Origin of the sequence: Nocardioides islandensis, assembly GCF_015352455.1 — a bacterium.
Classification (GTDB): Bacteria; Actinomycetota; Actinomycetes; order Propionibacteriales; family Nocardioidaceae; genus Nocardioides; species Nocardioides islandensis.
Genome location: NZ_JADKPN010000008.1, coordinates 1 through 17222 on the forward strand (window position 1 = coordinate 1; position 17222 = coordinate 17222).

Genomic DNA, 17222 nt, shown 5'->3' on the forward strand with positions numbered 1-17222 from the left:
CGGCTCGACCACCATGCCCTCGCTCCATGGTGGTCGAGCCGGGCGACCGCGCCATCAGCTCCATGCTGGTCGAGCCGGGCGAGCGCCAGCGAGCCCGTGTCGAGACCCCTCACCGGGTCTCGACACGCTCGGCCGTGGCCGGCCTCACGGCTCGACCACCATGCCCCCGCTCCATGGTGGTCGAGCCGGGCGAGACGTACGCCGACCGCTCACCGGGTCTCGACACGCTCGGCCGTGGCCGGCCTCACGGCTCGACCACCATGCCCTCGCTCCATGGTGGTCGAGCCGGGCGACCGCGCCATCAGCTTCATGGTGGTCGAGCCGGGCGAGCGCCAGCGAGCCCGTGTCGAGACCCCTCACCAGGTCTCGACACGCTCGGCCGTGGCCGGCCTCACGGCTCGACCACCATGCGCGTCATGCTGCGTGCACGACGAACGGCGCCGTGACGACGGTCCCGTCGGCCAGCGCGACCTGAGCCCAGAGCCGGTAGGTGCCGGGCACCACGAACCGCACGTGCAGGTCGAGGTCGGGCCCGAACGTCGTACCAGGGAGCGCGTCCACGGGGCGTCCCTCGCCGTCGTAGGTCTCGGCGTGCGCGTGCTGGAACAGCTCGCCGTCGCTGCGCAGCACGACCACGTGGCCGGCCGCACCGAGGTACGGCTGGAGGTCGTCGACCCCGTCCACCGTGACGGTGAAGTCGCTCTCGTCGCCCACCACCGCGTCGCCGGAGAGCCGGACGGTCACGCCGTGGTCGGTGGCCTCGCGGACATCGCCGCTCGGCACCGCGACCGGCGCAGGCTGTGCACCGGACACGGTCAGCGGCTGGTCGTCCAGCACGTCGGCCAGCTGGCCCCGCCTGCGGAACTCGGTGTGCACGGCGTACTCGCCCCCGGTCGGCAGCGTGACGTCCAGCGTGAACACGCCGGCCCGGTCGGTGCGCTCGGGGTGCAGGTGGGCGAACGTGCCGAGGTCGGAGCGCGTGATGATCGCGTGCATCCACACCTGGTGCGTGCGGACCAGGTCGTCGACCAGGTCGCCGGTCTCGGCGTCGCGCACCTCGATCGTCAGCGCGGCCCGCGCGCCCGCCCGCAGGTCATCGGCGCCGTCGATGGTGACCGCCAGACCCGCGTCGCGAGACGTGATCGGAGGCATCTCGGTCTCCTCCATCACGCTCATCGCCGGGCGCATCGGCATGCCCATGCCCTCGGACCAGGCCAGCACGCCGTTCATGCCGCGCTCGGCCTGGTCGGTCCGGCTGAGCGCGGTGAAGCCAGCACCGAGGGCGACGGCGACGACGGCGATGCCGACGAGGTACGCCGAGTCTGCGAGCCGCCGGCGCTCGCCGACGCGGAAGCCGCGCAGCCGCAGGGCGTTGGTCACCACGCTGACCGAGCTCATCGCCATCGCGGCGCTCGCCAGCACGGGGTCCAGCAGGAGGCCGTCCCACCAGTACAGCGCGCCGGCGGCGACGGGGATCAGCAGCACGTTGTAGGCGAACGCCCACGCCAGGCCCTGCTTGATGGTCGTCACAGTGCGGCGCGACAGGTCGATCGCGGCCACGATCGAGCGCAGGTCGCCGCCGACCAGGGTGATGTCGGAGGCGGCCATCGCCACGTCGGTGCCCGTGCCGATGGAGATACCCAGGTCGGCGCGCGCCAACGCGGGGGCGTCGTTGATGCCGTCGCCCACCATGGCGACGACGTGGCCCGACTCCTGGAGCGCGGCGACGCGGTCGGCCTTGCCGGCGGGCAGCACGTCGGCGATGACGTGGTCGATGCCGACCTCGGCGGCGACCGCGCGGGCCGTCGCCTCGTTGTCTCCCGTCAGCATCCAGACCTCGAGGCCCAGCGCCTTCAGCTCGGCCACGGCCTCGGCCGACTCGGGCTTCACCGTGTCGGCGACGGCGAGCAGTCCGGCCAGGCGGCCGTCGACCGCGACGTACACGGGCGTGCGCCCGGCCGCCGACGCCTCCGCGGCGACGCCGGCCAGCGGCGACGCGTCGACGTCGTACGACGTCATCAGCGCCTGGTTCCCGAGCACCACCGGGCGGCCGTCGACGATCGCGGTCACGCCGTGGCCCGGCACCCCGGCGAAGTCACGGTGGGCCGTCAGGGCCAGGCTGCGCTCACGGGCCGCGGCGACGAGCGCCTCGCCGAGCGGGTGCTCGCTGCCGACCTCGGCCGAGGCGGCGAAGGTGAGCACCTCGTCCTCGCTCCAGCCCTCGGCGGTGACGATGCCGGCGAGGCCGGGGCGGCCGCGGGTGATCGTGCCGGTCTTGTCGAGCAGGACGGCGGTGATGCGGCGGGCGTTCTCGAGCGCCTCGCCGTCACCGATGAGGATGCCGAGCTCGGCGGCCTTGCCGGTGCCGACCATGACGGCGGTCGGCGTGGCCAGGCCGAGGGCACACGGGCAGGCGATGATCAGGACGGCGATCGTGGTGCCGATCGCGAGCACCAGGCGGTCCTGCTGCGGCCCGAACGTCATCCACGCCAGGAAGGTGCCCAGGGCGACCAGCAGCACCGCCGGCACGAACCAGGCCGACACCCGGTCGGCGAGTCGCTGCATGGGGGCTTGCGAGCCCTGCGCCTCCTCGACCAGCCGGACGATCTGCGCCAGGGTGCTCTCGTCACCGACGGCCGTGGCCCGGACGACCAGGGTGCCGGTGCGGTTGAGCGTGGCACCGATGACGGAGTCGCCGGGTCCCTTCCGGACCGGGGCGCTCTCCCCGGTCAGCATCGACTCGTCGACCGACGAGCCGCCCTCGGTCACGGTCCCGTCGACGGGCACGCGCTCGCCGGGCCGCACCCGGACCAGGTCGCCGGTGCTGACCCTGTCGAGGGGTACGTCGACCTCCTCGCCGTCGCGCAGCACCCGCGCGGTGGCCGGGGCCAGGGCGACCAGGGTGCGCAGCGACGCGGCCGTGCGCTTCTTGGCCCTGAGCTCGAGCCAGCGGCCCATCAGCACGAGCGCGACGACGACCAGGGCCGTCTCGAAGTAGAGGTGCAACGGCAGTCCCCACGCCTGCGCCTGGCCGGGCCACAGGGTGACGAAGGCGGAGTACGCGTAGGCGACACCGGTGCCCAGCGCCACCAAGGTGTTCATCGACGTGGCCCGGTGGCGGGCGGCGGTCCACGCGGCGCGGTAGATGTCCGCGCCGGCCCAGAACTGGACGCCCGTCGCGACCACCAGGATGAGCGGCATCAGCCAGTCCATGGTGTCGCGGTCGAGCGGCAGGTACATCACACCCATCAGCCCGAGCCCCGCTGTCAGGGCGACCTGCCAGCGGCGCTTGAGGCGGGCGATCTCGGCGTCACGCCGGGCGTCCAGGGCGGCAGCCGGGTCATCGGCCGGCGACGAGGGCTCCTCGGCCCTCTCCTCGCGACGCACGGTCCCGGCGTACCCCGCCTTCTCCACCGCAGCGGTCAGCTGGTCGAGCGTGATCAGGCCGGGGTCGTAGGAGACGGTGGCCGTCTCGGTGGCGAGATTGACCGATGCCTCGGCCACGCCGTCCACGCGGGACAGCGCCTTCTGCACACGGCCGACGCACGATGCGCAGGTCATGCCCTCGATGTCGAGCGTGGTCCCCACCTGCCTGACCGTCATGGGTCAGCCCGCCAGCGCGTAGCCGGCCTCGTCGACCGCCGCCGCGACCCGCGCGCGCTCGAGAGGGTGCGTGCCGGCGACGGCCAGCTCGCCGGAGGCGAGGTCGACACGGACGTCGGTGACGCCGTCGAGTGCGCCGACCTCCTCGGTGACGGCGGCGACGCAGTGGCCGCAGGTCATCCCGGTGACGGTGCCGGTGAATGTGAACGTCTGGTCGTCCATGACCGTTCTCCTTCGTGGTGGAATACCCCCGGGGGGTACCTATCGATGCCACCGTAGCATACCCCTCTGGGGTATGTGAAGAGCCCTCGTGCCTGACTCGTCCGTTGCACGTGACGCAACGGCATACATGATTCGCAACGATTGCCACCGGTCAGGAGGTTCGAAACGACCCCGGCAGCCCTACGATGGCGTGACCACCGCCACTCCCACGGAGCCGCTTGATGACCACCGTCCCGACGACCGACCGGGTCGCCCTGGTGCGCGCCATCGCGACCCAGCACCTGGCCGAGCGCGGACCGTTGATGCCGGTCCTGCACGAGGTCATGGAGGAGCTCGGCCACATCGCTCGCGAGGACGTCGAGGCCATCGCCCACGTGTTGAATCTGTCGGTCGCCGAGGTGCACGGCGTGGTCAGCTTCTACGCCGACTTCCGGGCCGACCCGCCGCCCGCGCACACCGTCGCGCTGTGCCGCGGCGAGGCCTGCCAGTCGGTCGGGGCCGAGGCCCTGTACGCCGACACGCACGGCCGGGCGGCCGACCTCGGCGCCCCGGGTGACCGGGTCGAGGTCGCCGAGGTGTTCTGCCTCGGCAACTGCGCACTCGGCCCGTCCGGCACGGTCGACGGCCGCCTGCACGGCCGGCTCTCGCGCGAGCGGCTCGACGCACTCACGGAGGGATGGCGTTGACCGGCCTCGCAGGCAGGGTGTTCGTGCCCGGCGACGCCGCCGCGGTCTCCGTGGGTGCCGACGAGGTGGCCGCAGCCTTCGAGGCGGCCGGCGCCCAGGTCGTGCGCAACGGGTCGCGGGGCATGCTCTGGCTGGAGCCGCTGGTCGAGGTCGAGACCGACGCGGGACGGGTGGGCTTCGCCAACGCAGAGCCGGATGATGCCACGACGATCGTCACCGGGTCTCGTGACGGGACTACGTCCCTCCTCGACCAACGGGGCTGCATCGGGGTGGTCGACGAGCACCCCTGGCTGACGAAGCAGCAGCGGGTCAGCTTCGCACGGGTCGGCATCGTCGACCCGGCGAGCGTGGCCGACTACGAGGCACACGGCGGCTGGGCGGGCCTGCGGCGCGCCCTGACCATGACGCCCGCCGACGTCGTCCAAGAGGTCACCGACTCCGGTCTGCGCGGGCGTGGCGGCGCCGGCTTCCCGGCCGGCATCAAGTGGAAGACCGTCCTCGGCGCCGAGTCCGACCTCAAGTTCGTGGCCTGCAACTTCGACGAGGGCGACTCCGGCACGTTCGCGGACCGGATGGTCGTCGAGGGCGACCCGTTCACACTCATCGAGGGCATGACGATCGCCGCGCACGCGGTCGGCGCGAGCGAGGGCTACGTCTACGTCCGCTCGGAGTACCCCCACGCCGTCGCCGCGCTCCGGCGGGCCGTCGACGCGGCGTACACCCACGGCTACCTCGGTCGCGACATCCTCGGCTCCGGCCTCGACTTCGACCTGCACGTCCGTGTCGGCGCCGGCGCGTACATCTGCGGCGAGGAGTCCTCGATGCTCGAGAGCCTCGAGGGGCGCCGCGGCGAGGTCCGCGCCAAGCCGCCGATCCCGGCGCTCAAGGGCCTGTGGGGCCGGCCGACCGCGGTCAACAACGTGCTCACCCTGTGCGCCGTGCCGATGATCCTGGCCGACGGCGGCCAGGCCTACGCCGCGCTGGGCACCGGCCGCTCCCGCGGCACCCAGGTCTTCCAGCTCGCCGGCAACGTCAAGCAGGGCGGCATCGTCGAGCTGCCGTTCGGCGTCAGCCTGCGCGAGCTCGTCGGGGAGTACGGCGGCGGCACGCTGTCCGGCCGCCCGGTGCGCGCCGCGCAGGTCGGCGGCCCGCTCGGTGCCTACGTGCCTGCCACCGGCTTCGACGTACCCATGGACTACGAGGCGCTCGCCGAGTCCGGCGCGATGCTCGGCCACGGCGGCATCGTGGTGTTCGACGAGACCGTCGACATGGCCAAGATGGCGCGCTTCGCGATGGAGTTCTGCTCGATCGAGTCCTGCGGCAAGTGCACGCCGTGCCGGGTCGGGTCCACCCGCGGCGTCGAGACGATCGACCGGATCATCGCGGGCCAGAACGTGCAGCTGAACCTCGTGCTGCTCGACGACCTGTGCGAGACCATGACCAAGGGATCGCTGTGCGCGATGGGCGGGCTGACGCCGATGCCCGTGCAGAGCGCCATCAAGCACTTCCCCGAGGACTTCCAGCAACGGGAGGCAGCACTCACATGACGCTCCAGAGCATCTGGGACCCCGAGGTCGACTTCGGCACCCCGGCGGTCCGTGACGCCGTCGACACCGTCTCGGTGTCCATCGACGGCCGGACCGTCGAGGTCCCCGAGGGCACGTCGGTCCTGCGCGCCGCCACCGAGGCCGGGGTGAGCATCCCCAAGCTGTGTGCCACCGACTCGCTCAAGGCGTTCGGCTCGTGCCGGATGTGCCTCGTCGAGGTCGACGGCGCCAAGGGCGTCCCGGCCTCCTGCACCACGCCCTGCTCGGACGGCATGGTCGTCAGCACCCAGACGCCCGCCGTCCAGGAGCTGCGGCGCAACGTCATGGAGCTCTACCTCTCCGACCACCCCGAGGACTGCGACGGCTGCGCACGCGGCAACTGCGAGATCCAGGCGATGGCCGTGCAGGTCGGCGCCGCCGAGGTCCGCTACGGCCGGCCCGCGACACGCACCGAGGTCGCGCACCCGCACGCGATCGACGAGTCCAACCCGTACTTCGCCTTCGACGCCTCGTCCTGCATCGTCTGCTCGCGGTGCGTGCGCGCCTGCGCCGACACGCAGGGCACGTTCGCGCTGACCGTCGAGGGCCGCGGCTTCGACTCGATCATCAGCGCCGGAGGCACGGACTTCCTGGCCAGCGAGTGCGTCTCCTGCGGCGCCTGCGTCCAGGCCTGCCCGACCTCCGCCCTCCAGGAGAAGTCGGTCGTCCAGCTCGGCATGCCGACCCGCTCGGTCGAGACGACCTGCGCCTACTGCGGCGTCGGCTGCTCGTTCCGCGCCGACGTCCAGGGCGACGGCCCCGATGCCAAGGTCGTGCGGATGGTGCCGTCGAAGAACGGCGGCGCCAACGAGGGCCACAGCTGCGTCAAGGGCCGGTTCGCCTACGGGTACGCCGCTCACAAGGACCGCCAGCTGTCACCGATGGTGCGCGACACGATCGACGACGAGTGGCGCAAGGTCTCGTGGGACGAGGCGATCGCCAAGGTGGCCGACGGCTTCAAGGCCCTCCAGGCCCAGCACGGCGTCGCCGCGATCGGCGGCATCTCCTCGAGCCGGTGCACCAACGAGGAGGTGTACGTCGTCCAGAAGATGGTCCGGGCGGCGTTCGGCAACAACAACATCGACACCTGCGCGCGGGTCTGCCACTCCCCCACGGGCTACGGCCTCAAACAGACCTTCGGCACCTCCGCCGGCACCCAGGACTTCAAGTCGGTCGAGAAGTCCGACGTGATCCTGCTGATCGGCGCCAACCCGACCGACGCGCACCCGGTCTTCGCCTCGCGGATGAAGCGGCGGCTGCGCGAGGGTGCCCGGCTGATCGTGGCCGACCCGCGCCGCATCGACCTGGTCCGCAGCCCGCACGTCGAGGCGGCGTACCACCTGCCCGTCCTGCCCGGCTCGAACGTCGCCTTCGTCAACTCCATGGCGCACGTGATCGTCACCGAGGGCCTGCACGACGAGGAGTTCGTGCGCGAGCGCTGCGAGGACGCCGACGAGTACCTCGCGTTCATCGCCGACGCCAGCAACTCCCCCGAGGCGATGGCCTCGGCCACCGGCATCGACCCCGACGAGCTGCGCGCGGCGGCCCGGATGTTCGCCACCGCCGGCAACGGCGCGATCTACTACGGCCTCGGCGTCACCGAGCACTCCCAGGGCTCCACGATGGTGATGGGCATGGCCAACCTGGCCATGGTCACCGGCAACATCGGCCGCGAGGGCGTCGGCGTGAACCCGCTGCGCGGCCAGAACAACGTGCAGGGCTCCTGCGACATGGGCTCGTTCCCGCACGAGTTCCCCGGCTACCGGCACGTCTCCATCGACCACGTCCGCGCGACGTACGAGCAGCTCTGGGGCCGCACCCTCGACCCCGAGCCCGGCCTGCGCATCCCCAACATGTTCGACGCCGCGCTGGCCGGCACGTTCCGCGGGCTCTATGTCCAGGGCGAGGACATCGCCCAGTCCGACCCCAACACCCAGCACGTCGAGGCCGCGCTGCGTGCGATGGACCTCGTCGTCGTGCAGGACCTGTTCCTCAACGAGACCGCGCGGTTCGCGCACGTCTTCCTGCCCGGCACGTCGTTCCTCGAGAAGGACGGCACGTTCACCAACGCCGAGCGCCGCATCAACCGGGTGCGCCCCGTCTTCCCCTCGAAGGTCGGCATGGACGAGTGGGAGATCACCTGCGCGATCGGCCGCGCGATGGGCTTCGACGACATGAGGTACGCCGCGGCGTCGGAGATCATGGACGAGATCGCGGCCACCACGCCGACGTTCGCGGGCGTCTCGTTCGCACGGCTCGACGAGCTCGGCTCGATGCAGTGGCCGGTGTACGACGAGAAGTCGACGGGCACCCCGATCATGCACATCGGCGAGTTCGTGCGCGGCAAGGGCAAGCTCATGGAGACGGTGTTCGTGCCGACCACCGAGCGCTCCACGCGGAAGTTCCCGCTGATCCTCACGACCGGCCGCATCCTCAGCCAGTACAACGTCGGCGCCCAGACGCGCCGTACACCCAACAACACCTGGCACCCCGAGGACGTCCTGGAGATCCACCCCGCGGACGCCGAGGTACGTGGCATCTCCACCGGCGACCTGGTCGACCTCTCCAGCCGCGTCGGCTCGACGACTCTGCGCGCACAGGTCTCCGAGCGGATGCCCGCGGGCGTCGTCTACACGACGTTCCACCACCCGGTCACCGGCGCCAACGTCGTGACGACCGAGAACTCCGACTGGGCGACCAACTGCCCCGAGTACAAGGTGACCGCCGTCCAGGTCGGCGTGGCCAACGTGCGCGGCGAGTCGGCCGTGGCCGAGTCCCGCGAGCCGGCCGACTCACACGCATGAACCAGCCGCCCGAGGCCCGCATGGGCAACGACATCGCCCGTCAGTTCGCCCACCTGCCTGCCCCCGAGGCGGCCGCCGCGATCGCCCGGCACATCGAGAACTTCTGGACGCCCAGCATGCGCCGCACGCTGGAGTCCCTGGTCGCCGAAGGCGAGGATGACCTCGACCCGCTGCTCGTCGACGCCGCCGGGCGGCTCGCCATGGAGATCCCGGGCGCGAGCTAGCCGTACCTCACGTGGACCTGACGGTCCGCTCGCCGTTCTGCTTTCTGCTCGTCCGCCGCTGGTCGAGGAGGGACGAAGTCCCGTCACGAGACCCGGTTCGAAATTCTCTGACATTTCTCGCAATCCCTTGTGGACAAGGGCTTTCCGGGCCGTGGGACTGTCGGTGGTCGATGCTTGGATTGATCCATGTCCAACACGTACGCCGCCCCGCTCGATGCGGTCGAGCACGCGCTGGACGACCTCGCCACCATCGCTCCGGACTACCGCAGCACCGGTGAGAAGAAGGACGCACTCGTCCGGCTGTCGCGGATCGTGGCCCGGGTCGAAGCCGAACGGATCCGGATCCTGGCCGTCTCCGAGGACATCGCGGTCGAGACCGGCGCCCGGTCCACCGCCCACTGGCTCGCCGCCGAGACCCGCGACGGCATCGGGCAGATCCGTCTGCGCGAGAAGCTCGCCCACCACCCCGGCACCCGGATCGTGGAAGCGATGGGTCAGGGCACCGTGCAGGTCGCGCAGGCCAGGGAGATCGTCGAGGCCCTGGAGCGGTTGCCGAAGAACCTGGACCCCGAGCTCCGGGACAAGGGCGAGGCCTACCTGATCACCGAGGCCGCCCACTTCGGACCACCGGAACTGCGACGCCTCGGGGCCAGGCTGCTGGAGGTCATCGCCCCCGAGGACGCCGACGAGGCCGAGTACCAGCGACTGCTCGCCGAGGACCGACGGGCCCGCGCCGTCACCCGGCTCACCTTCCGCGACCGCGGCGACGGGTCGGGAGACCTCCACGCCCGGATCCCGATGCCCGTGCTGAACCGGCTACGGACCTACCTGGAGTCCTACACCTCACCCCGACGCAACCCCCTCGGCGGCACGCTCGGGAACGAGGTCGACCTGCTCCCGGCTCCGCGGCGTCGCGGGGAGGCGTTCTGTGCGCTTTTGGAGAACCTCCCGGCCAACGCCCTCCCGAAGCACGGTGGGACCGCCACCAGCGTGATGGTGATGATCACCCTCGACCAGCTCCGAGAAGGAGTCGGCGTCGCGGAGACCTCCACCGGCGACACCCTGACCGCCGACCAGACCCGCCGCCTGGCCTGCCAGGCCGGCATCATCCCCGTCGTCCTCGGCGGGAAGGGCGAGATCCTCGACCTCGGCCGCAGCAAACGCCTCTTCACCGGACCCCAACGCAAGGCGATGGCGATCCGCGACCGTGGATGCACCGCCGACGGCTGCACCATCCCCGCCGCCTGGTGCGAAGCCCACCACCAGCAGCCCTGGTCCCGCGGCGGGAAGACGAACCTCGCCGACGGCAAGCTCCTCTGCCCCTTCCACCACCACCGCGCCCACGACCCCGCCTGGCAGACCCACCACCATCCCAACGGATCCACGACCTTCCACCGCAGGACGTGATGCGCACCCGCACGGCTCGATGCACGTCCGGCGACGTCTCATGCCGGTTCGCCGTGGGCGATCGGTGTCTGAGGGCCGAGCTCCCCCCGACTACCCACCGACTAGGGGTCCAGAGCCACCACCGCAGCGCCCGTCGCGCCGATCACGGCATCGGTCGGACCTCCCGGAACGGTGAGCGGGAGGTGGAGCGGGGCGGTGAGGCGTACGCGGACGGTCTGCGTCGCGGGGTCGGCGGACACGAACGCCTTGAGGCCCGGGTACTTGGCGTGCGCACCCGCCCGAGCGAGGTAGTCGACGACGGCGGCGCGCGCCTCGGCCTCGGTGATGGCGAGCCGTTCGTCGCCGAGACCGCCGGTGTAGACGTCGTCACCGGCGGCACCGAGGTCGGCACCGGCGAGGGCCGCGCCGTCGGCGAGGTTGTCGAGGCCCTGGCGCTGGAGGTACGCCGCGGAGGCGTCGGTCACCACCGCGACGCCCATGGCCAGGACGCCGCAGAGTCCGATGATCAGCGGGATCGTTGAGCCGGCCTCGTCGCGTCGGCGGCGCGAACGAGTCACGAGCCCGGCTCCTGGTACTGCCCGATCGGCACCAGGTGCTCGCCGTGCAGCGCGAAGGTCCCGCCGTCGCCGAGGAACGCGGGGAGGAACGGCAGCGACACGTGCGAGTCGATCCGGACGACCACGACCGCACCGCCGGTGTGGCAGTCGTCGAGCGGCTCGCAGGAGACGTCGAGGTCCCACCCACCCGCGAAGCCCTGGTCGGCGAGCGCCACCGCGGCCGCGGCGTGCGCCCGCTGCAGCCCCGTCGCGTCGTCGGGTGCCAAGGCGTAGGCCCGGCCGGCCGATCGGGCCGCCGCCGACACCCCGAACGCCCCGCGCTGCACCTCGAACACCGACAGCACGACCCAGATGATCGGGACGAGCAACAGGATCCCGAGCCACGCGACCTCGACGACCGCGTTGCCGTGCTCGCCGCGGGACCTCACGGACCCTCCTCGATGGCGTGGCCCGTCACGGTCAGAGAGATGCCGGGACCGCCGAGGCCGAGGGCCGGGACGACGGCGCGCACGGTGACCTCGATGCCCGGCGCCCCGTCGATCAGGACCGGGCGCGCGTCCACGTCCTCGGCGTACTTCGCCGCGAGAGCGCCGTCGATCTGCGCGCGGGTGCGGGCCTCGCCGTCGCTCTCGTCGCGGTCGAGCGTGGCGGCGTACCGAGCTCCCTCGGACGCCGCGGCGGTCAGGGTGTTGCGGACCAGCAGCACCAGCGCGAGCTGGAGGATGCCGAGGAACAGCGGCACCAGCACGGCCAGCACCAGCACGAAGTCGACGATCGCCGCCCCGCGACTGCCGCGGGCGCGCACGTCAGCCCTTGACCGAGCCCAGCGCGTCCTTGAGCATCTGGCCGAGCTGGTCCTTGGCCAGGCCCCAGATCAGCACGACCAGGCCCGCGGTCATCACGGTGACCATGACCCAGCCCGGTACGTCGCCACGCTCGTCACGCCGCCGCGGTGCCGTCGGGGCCACCAGCGCCAGGTGCAGGCGGACGGTCAGCTTCAGCAGTTCCTCACTCATCGTTTCCCCTTCTCCTTGCCCGCTCACGGGATCGTCAGGCTGAGTCCGATCACGCCCGGGAAGAACGCGAACAGCACGGTCACCGGCAGCACGAGGAACACGACGGGGACCATCATGAACACCTCCTTGCGGGCGGCGGTCTCGATGAGCTCCCGGCGGGCGGCTTCCCGCACGTCGGCGGCCTGGGCGTGCAGCACGTCGGCCAGCGGGGTGCCTCGCTCGACCGCCACGGCGACGCCCTGGGCGAAGCGGGCGACGACGGGTACGCCGGTGCGCGCGGCCAGGGTGTCGAAGGCCGACGACACCGGCTCGCCCGTGCGGACGGCGGCCAGCACCCGCTCGAGGTCGGCCGACAGGTCGCCGTTGCTGCGCCGGCAGACGCGGTCCAGGGCGGCGACCGGTCCTTCACCGGCGGCGACCGCGAGGGCGAGCAGCTCGGCGACCGTCGGGAACTCGGCGAGGATGCGCCGCTCCCGCTGCTTGACCTGCCCGGAGAGGTGGTTGTCGCCCGCCATCACGCCGACCACGAACCCCACGCCGCAGAGCACCAGCGACGACAGCACGCCGGCGTCGCCGCCGAGGGTGCGGAGCAGGCCGTACGCCGCGGTGACGGCGAACCCGACGAGCCCCCACACCACCTGCTCGACGCGGAACTCCTGGACGGTCTTGTCGACGCCCGCGCGGTCGAGCCGGCGGCGTACGGACGACGCACCACCGAGCACCTTCTCGACCGCGTCGGCCGCCGAGCGCAGCACCGGTCCGAAGACCCCGACCGCGGCCGACGTCGGGTCACCCGGGACCGGACGCAGCGCAGCGGTGCGGCCGACCTGCGGCAGGTCGCGGACGTAGGGCAGCACGCGCACGGAGAGCTGCGGCTTGCGGATCACCATCACCCGCGCCGCCACGAGCAGCAGTCCCGCCGCACCGACGGCGCCGAGCAGCGCTCCCCACAGACCGAGGCTCATCGCAGGATCCGCCGGTCCACGGGGAGGCGACCGATGCGCAGCATCGCCCAGTAGGCGGTTACGCAGAGCGCCGCGCCGAACACCAGGACCACGACCCCGGCCGGCGACGAGTAGCGGCGGATCACATCGGGCTGGAACGACATGATCAGCAAGATCACCCACGGCGCGGCGACGGCCAGGCGAGCGCCGTTCACGGTCCACGCCTGTCGCGACTCCATCTCGGAGCGGGTGCGGGCGTCGTCGCGCAGGTAGCCCGACAGGTTGCGCAGCAGCCGGCCCAGCTCGCCGCCGCCGACCTCGCGGGCGATGCGGAGTCCCTCCACGACGCGGTCGCCGACCGGATCGGCGAGCCGTGCCTTCAGACGGTCGAGGCACTCGCCGAACCGCCCGGTGACCTGGTAGTCGAGGGCGAAGGCGTCGAACGCCGGCCGCAGCGGCTCGGGACCGCGGACGGCCAGCGCGGCGAGCGCGTCGGGGAGGGACATGCCGGCGCGAACCGCGCTCGCGAGGTTGTCGACCGCCTCCGGCCACACCTCCGCGAACTCCCGCTGCCGGCGCCGCCCGCGCGACGACACCACGGCGACGGGCAGGTAGGCGCCCATCAGGCCGAACGCGGCAGCGACGGGCGGCGTGCCCGAGGCCACCTGGACCACGAGGGCGCAGCCGAGCCCGATGGCGGCACAGAGCGTCACCAGCCCGGGCACGGAGACGGCGCCGAGACCGGCCTCGTCGAGACGACGGGCCAGCGTGCCCTGCCGAGTCCGTGGAGTCCGGCCAGCCGTGCGCGGCATCGCGTACGCCGACCACACCAGGAGCAGCCCGACGCCGACCCCTAGCCCGACGAGCGCGCCCATCAGCGGCCCGCCGCCAGGATCGCGTGCACGTCGATGCCGAGACGCTGGAAGTTGGCGAGCCGGGTCGGCATCCCGCCGGTTGCGCGCAGCTCGCCGTGGGTGCGCTCGAAGACCGTCTCGGTCTCGATGATGTCGTTCTCCACGCGACCGGGCACCGCGACGATCTCGTTGACGCGCCGCGCGCCGTCGTGGTCGATGCCCACGTGCACGACGAGGTCGACGGACGACGCGACGGTCGGGACGACGAAGCGCGCCGAGATGTTCTCGCCCGCCAGCAGCGGCAGTGTGCACATCTTCACCAGCGCCTCACGCGCGCTGTTGGCGTGCAGCGTGCACATCCCGGGCAGCCCGGCGTTGAGCGCGAGCAGCAGGTCCAGGCACTCCTCGGACCTGACCTCGCCGACGATGATCCGGCTCGGGCGCATCCGCAGGCTCTCGCGCACCAGGTCGCGCAACGCGATCTCGCCCGTACCTTCCAGGCCGGCCTGCCGGGTCTGCATCGGCACCCAGTCCGGATGCGGGAAGCGCAGTTCGAAGACCTCCTCGGCGCTGACCACCCGGTCCCCGCCGGGGATCGAGGCGGCCAAGCAGTTGAGGAGGGTCGTCTTTCCGGCCTGGGTGCCGCCGGCGACGAGGATGTTCAGCCCGGCCCGCACGCCGGCCTCGAGGAACGCCGCCGCCGGCCCTGTGAGGCTGCCGAGCTCGACGAGGTCGGTGAGCCGGGCGGCCTTCAGCACGAACTTGCGGATGTTGACCGCCGAGAACCCGCGGCTGATGCCCTCGAGCACGACGTGCAGCCGATGGCCCTCGGGCAGCATCGCGTCCACGAACGGCCGCGACAGGTCGATGCGGCGGCCGCTCGACTTGAGCATCCGCTCGACCAGCTCGGTGACCTGCGCCGAGGTCAGGATCAGGTTGGTCAGCTCGTGCCGGCCCTGCCGCGCGACGAACACGCGGCTCGGGTCGTTCACCCAGATCTCCTCGACCGTCGGGTCGTCGAGGAACGGCTGCAGGGGCCCGAACCCCGACACCCGGGCCACCAGCTCGCCGACCACCGCCGCGGCGTCCGGCACCGCGGCGACCGCGCCGGTGAGGCTGCGCTCGTCGTGGTCGCGGACCACGGTCTCGGCGATCCGACGTACCACGGGCGCGTCCCGCTGCGGGTCCACGCCCTGCCGACGCACCTGCTCGCGCACCCGCTGGTCGAGCTGCTCGACCAGCTGCGCGTGGGCGTCGACCGTCGTCGCCGACATGGTGGCTCCCCTCCCGAGTGAGGCTCCTGCCGGGACCCTAAGCCCGCAGGTCAGCCCGAGGGAACCACCACCCCAGGACCTGTGGACAACCTGTTGTCACGTGTGGTCCTCGCCACCAGGCCCTGAGGGACCGGTCAGAACACGAACGTCTTGGACGACTCGAAGACCCCGTTGCCCTCATTGGCGTTGGAGTTGGCCTTGACCCGCCCTGTCGAGGTGCAGCTCATTCCGACGTCGTGGGTGATCGCCTCGTCGCCGTACCAATGGTCCTCCTTGGTGAAGACACGGGCCTTGGTCATCTCGTCGTCGGAGAAGTGCGCCGGGTTGTAGACCAGGTTCCAGTGCCGCATCGACATGTCGCTGACGTTGGCGACGAGTTGGACGCACGCCCCCTTGTCCCGCACCGAGCTGTAGATCAGCGCGAGCCCGATCGGCAGCAGGTTGAGTGCGACGATCTCGCCCAGGGACGTGATCGCGTTGCTGACGCGAAAGACCCGAAAGGCCGACTGCGCCATCTCGGGGACCAGCTCGTGCGCGACCTGGTTCTTGGCCCAGTCCATCAACGCCTTGCGTGGCGCCTTCTTGGACTTCTTCTTCAAACGCCACCCGATCACGTTGTCGACGGCCGATCCGGCCTTCTGCGAGACGACCGCGTCGGACATGAAACGCGCGACGAGGAACGGGAGGGTCTCGACCGGGTTCAAGCCCTGCGACTTGGCGTAGTCGAAGATCTCGTTGGTGGGCTCGTTCCCGAGCATGAAGACGCACGCGTAGTCGCCCTTGTCGACGTGCAGGGAGCTCAGCGTGCTGGCGTACCACTTTCGCTTGGCCGTGCCGCAGGAGAAGCCGCCGTAGCCACGCTCACCGGCCGCTGCCTTGATCAGCTTGACCTTGTTGTTCGAACCAGGGTCGGTCGGGCGGTATCCGAGAATGAGCTCCTCCAGGTCGCCCAGCTCGTCCCCGTCGGTGTCGGGCGCCAGCGGGTTGGTGCCGACGGCCCGTTCCAGGAAGTCCACGAGATCGTCGCAGTCGGTGTCGATGAAGCCCGACAGCTCGCACGGCTCCGCGGGAGGGTCGGTCGTCGGCATGTCCGTCGGATACGTCGTGGGATTCGACGTGGGGTCGTACGTCGGGTTCGACGTGGGGTTCGTGGGCGGCGGGTCCGGCGTGAAGCTGAGGTTGTAGGTGTACGTGCCCGTCACTTGCGACAGGTGGTAGACGTCGCTGTCCCCGAACCACTCGGTCCGCTGACCACTGCAGTCGGACTGGTACGTGCCGACGAGGACGGTCTGCCCGGACTGGTTGACCGCAGGCAGCGGCGCCGGCGTCACCACGTCGGGTTGCGAGCACAGCGAGAAGCTCGGCGACGCCACGCTTTCGGGGTACCCGTTGAACAAGTACGTGTCGTAACCGCCTCCCGACCACAGAGTTCCAGCGTTCGGACCGGAGAACCCGAAGATGACCCCGTGGGCGCATGAGGACCGGGTCAGCGACAGGGGTACCACGGCGGCGCCGGAGATCCAGGGGTGACGATCGCCGTCGAACCCGAAGAACTGGAACGGTCCACTGGCGGGCGTGCTCATCGAGCCGGTCGCGGAGTAGTTGCACCCGCCGGCCCCGCCAGCGTTCGGCACCGAGCCGGACCACGCGAAGGAGTCCAGGGCGACCTCGCCACCGTCGTACACCTGGTCCAGCGTCTGGGTCGCCACGACATCGTTGACCGTCACCTGCCAGTCCAACGTGTGATGCGACGTGGCCATGGTCGTGCGCGCGCCGTCCGGGCGATAGCCGATCGTGTACTGCCAATCCCCTTGTGCGTGATAGTTGATCGTGCCCGACCAGGTACCGGCGACCGGCAAGGCTGCCGCAGCGTCCCTCGCCCCGAAGGTCATGGCTTGGACGAAGAGCGCCAGCACTGTCGCGACCGTGAGGACGGCCAGCCAGGCCGATCTTCCCGGGCTCCACAGACGAACGACCATGCTCGACCCCCCCTGTCGCGATGGTGGCGTCATGATTGCCTGCGCAGGTGCTGGTGTCTTCGGAAT

At 71.4% G+C, this 17222-nt stretch carries 15 protein-coding genes; 5 read left to right on the forward strand and 10 right to left on the reverse strand.

The annotated features are described in order from the left end of the window. Positions 1-414 precede the first annotated feature (414 nt). Both ISU07_RS13615 and ISU07_RS13620 read right to left on the reverse strand, forming a co-directional pair. Positions 415-3588: a heavy metal translocating P-type ATPase gene (locus ISU07_RS13615; RefSeq protein ID WP_323742602.1), complete on the reverse strand. Its 3174-nt coding sequence runs from the start codon at positions 3586-3588 to the stop codon at positions 415-417. A gap of 18 nt (positions 3589-3606) precedes the next feature. Further along, positions 3607-3825: a heavy-metal-associated domain-containing protein gene (locus ISU07_RS13620; RefSeq protein ID WP_194707363.1), complete on the reverse strand. Its 219-nt coding sequence runs from the start codon at positions 3823-3825 to the stop codon at positions 3607-3609. A gap of 221 nt (positions 3826-4046) precedes the next feature. Here ISU07_RS13620 and ISU07_RS13625 point away from each other — a divergent pair, with 221 nt between their 5' ends. The 5 genes from ISU07_RS13625 (at position 4047) to ISU07_RS13645 (ending at position 10532) form a co-directional block, all read left to right on the forward strand. Next, a complete protein-coding gene (locus tag ISU07_RS13625) occupies positions 4047-4511 on the forward strand; it encodes an NAD(P)H-dependent oxidoreductase subunit E (RefSeq protein WP_194707364.1) in 465 nt (154 codons plus the stop codon). Further along, positions 4508-6058, forward strand: coding sequence for an NADH-ubiquinone oxidoreductase-F iron-sulfur binding region domain-containing protein (locus tag ISU07_RS13630; RefSeq protein WP_228521895.1), 1551 nt, complete (start codon positions 4508-4510; stop codon positions 6056-6058). Before ISU07_RS13625 ends, ISU07_RS13630 begins: the two co-directional genes overlap by 4 nt. Then, positions 6055-8901: a formate dehydrogenase subunit alpha gene (gene fdhF, locus ISU07_RS13635; protein WP_194707366.1), complete on the forward strand. Its 2847-nt coding sequence runs from the start codon at positions 6055-6057 to the stop codon at positions 8899-8901. Before ISU07_RS13630 ends, fdhF begins: the two co-directional genes overlap by 4 nt. Then, entirely contained in the window at positions 8898-9125 is a 228-nt protein-coding gene (locus ISU07_RS13640; protein ID WP_228521896.1) for a formate dehydrogenase subunit delta, read from the forward strand. The genes fdhF and ISU07_RS13640 overlap by 4 nt, the downstream gene beginning before the upstream one ends. A 186-nt stretch (positions 9126-9311) precedes the next feature. Further along, positions 9312-10532, forward strand: coding sequence for an HNH endonuclease signature motif containing protein (locus ISU07_RS13645; protein WP_194707367.1), 1221 nt, complete (start codon positions 9312-9314; stop codon positions 10530-10532). Between the two features lie 101 nt (positions 10533-10633). Here the strand turns inward: ISU07_RS13645 and ISU07_RS13650 are convergent, their stop codons facing one another. The 8 genes from ISU07_RS13650 to ISU07_RS13685 form a co-directional block, all read right to left on the reverse strand. Continuing rightward, positions 10634-11089 (reverse strand): pilus assembly protein TadG-related protein, encoded by a 456-nt coding sequence (locus tag ISU07_RS13650; RefSeq protein WP_323742603.1) that lies wholly within the window; start codon positions 11087-11089, stop codon positions 10634-10636. Further along, positions 11086-11517, reverse strand: a complete 432-nt coding sequence (locus tag ISU07_RS13655; protein ID WP_194707368.1) for a hypothetical protein — start codon at positions 11515-11517, stop codon at positions 11086-11088. Before ISU07_RS13655 ends, ISU07_RS13650 begins: the two co-directional genes overlap by 4 nt. Further along, positions 11514-11894, reverse strand: a complete 381-nt coding sequence (locus ISU07_RS13660) for a TadE/TadG family type IV pilus assembly protein (RefSeq protein ID WP_194707369.1) — start codon at positions 11892-11894, stop codon at positions 11514-11516. Before ISU07_RS13660 ends, ISU07_RS13655 begins: the two co-directional genes overlap by 4 nt. A gap of 1 nt (position 11895) precedes the next feature. Continuing rightward, a complete protein-coding gene (locus ISU07_RS13665; RefSeq protein WP_194707555.1) occupies positions 11896-12105 on the reverse strand; it encodes a hypothetical protein in 210 nt (69 codons plus the stop codon). A 23-nt stretch (positions 12106-12128) separates the two neighbouring features. Next, the gene (locus ISU07_RS13670; protein WP_194707370.1) at positions 12129-13070 is read right to left on the reverse strand and encodes a type II secretion system F family protein; all 942 of its coding nucleotides are present in this window, start codon (positions 13068-13070) and stop codon (positions 12129-12131) included. Beyond that, positions 13067-13924, reverse strand: a complete 858-nt coding sequence (locus ISU07_RS13675; protein WP_194707371.1) for a type II secretion system F family protein — start codon at positions 13922-13924, stop codon at positions 13067-13069. Before ISU07_RS13675 ends, ISU07_RS13670 begins: the two co-directional genes overlap by 4 nt. Beyond that, on the reverse strand, positions 13924-15177 hold the full coding sequence (locus ISU07_RS13680; protein ID WP_194707372.1) for a CpaF family protein: 1254 nt from the start codon (positions 15175-15177) through the stop codon (positions 13924-13926). The genes ISU07_RS13675 and ISU07_RS13680 overlap by 1 nt, the downstream gene beginning before the upstream one ends. Before the next feature lie 134 nt (positions 15178-15311). Beyond that, complete coding sequence (locus tag ISU07_RS13685; protein ID WP_194707373.1) at positions 15312-17156, reverse strand: hypothetical protein; 1845 nt, start codon at positions 17154-17156, stop codon at positions 15312-15314. Positions 17157-17222: the final 66 nt, after the last annotated feature.

What these genes read in the sequence shown, in the direction of transcription:
- ISU07_RS13620 (WP_194707363.1), bottom strand. Translation starts at nt 3,825, where the DNA reads ATGGACGACCAGACGTTCACATTCACCGGCACCGTCACCGGGATGACC.
- ISU07_RS13625 (WP_194707364.1), top strand. Translation starts at nt 4,047, where the DNA reads ATGACCACCGTCCCGACGACCGACCGGGTCGCCCTGGTGCGCGCCATC.
- fdhF (WP_194707366.1), top strand. Translation starts at nt 6,055, where the DNA reads ATGACGCTCCAGAGCATCTGGGACCCCGAGGTCGACTTCGGCACCCCG.
- ISU07_RS13640 (WP_228521896.1), top strand. Translation starts at nt 8,898, where the DNA reads ATGAACCAGCCGCCCGAGGCCCGCATGGGCAACGACATCGCCCGTCAG.
- ISU07_RS13645 (WP_194707367.1), top strand. Translation starts at nt 9,312, where the DNA reads ATGTCCAACACGTACGCCGCCCCGCTCGATGCGGTCGAGCACGCGCTG.
- ISU07_RS13665 (WP_194707555.1), bottom strand. Translation starts at nt 12,105, where the DNA reads ATGAGTGAGGAACTGCTGAAGCTGACCGTCCGCCTGCACCTGGCGCTG.
- ISU07_RS13670 (WP_194707370.1), bottom strand. Translation starts at nt 13,070, where the DNA reads ATGAGCCTCGGTCTGTGGGGAGCGCTGCTCGGCGCCGTCGGTGCGGCG.
- ISU07_RS13675 (WP_194707371.1), bottom strand. Translation starts at nt 13,924, where the DNA reads ATGGGCGCGCTCGTCGGGCTAGGGGTCGGCGTCGGGCTGCTCCTGGTG.
- ISU07_RS13680 (WP_194707372.1), bottom strand. Translation starts at nt 15,177, where the DNA reads ATGTCGGCGACGACGGTCGACGCCCACGCGCAGCTGGTCGAGCAGCTC.
- ISU07_RS13685 (WP_194707373.1), bottom strand. Translation starts at nt 17,156, where the DNA reads ATGGTCGTTCGTCTGTGGAGCCCGGGAAGATCGGCCTGGCTGGCCGTC.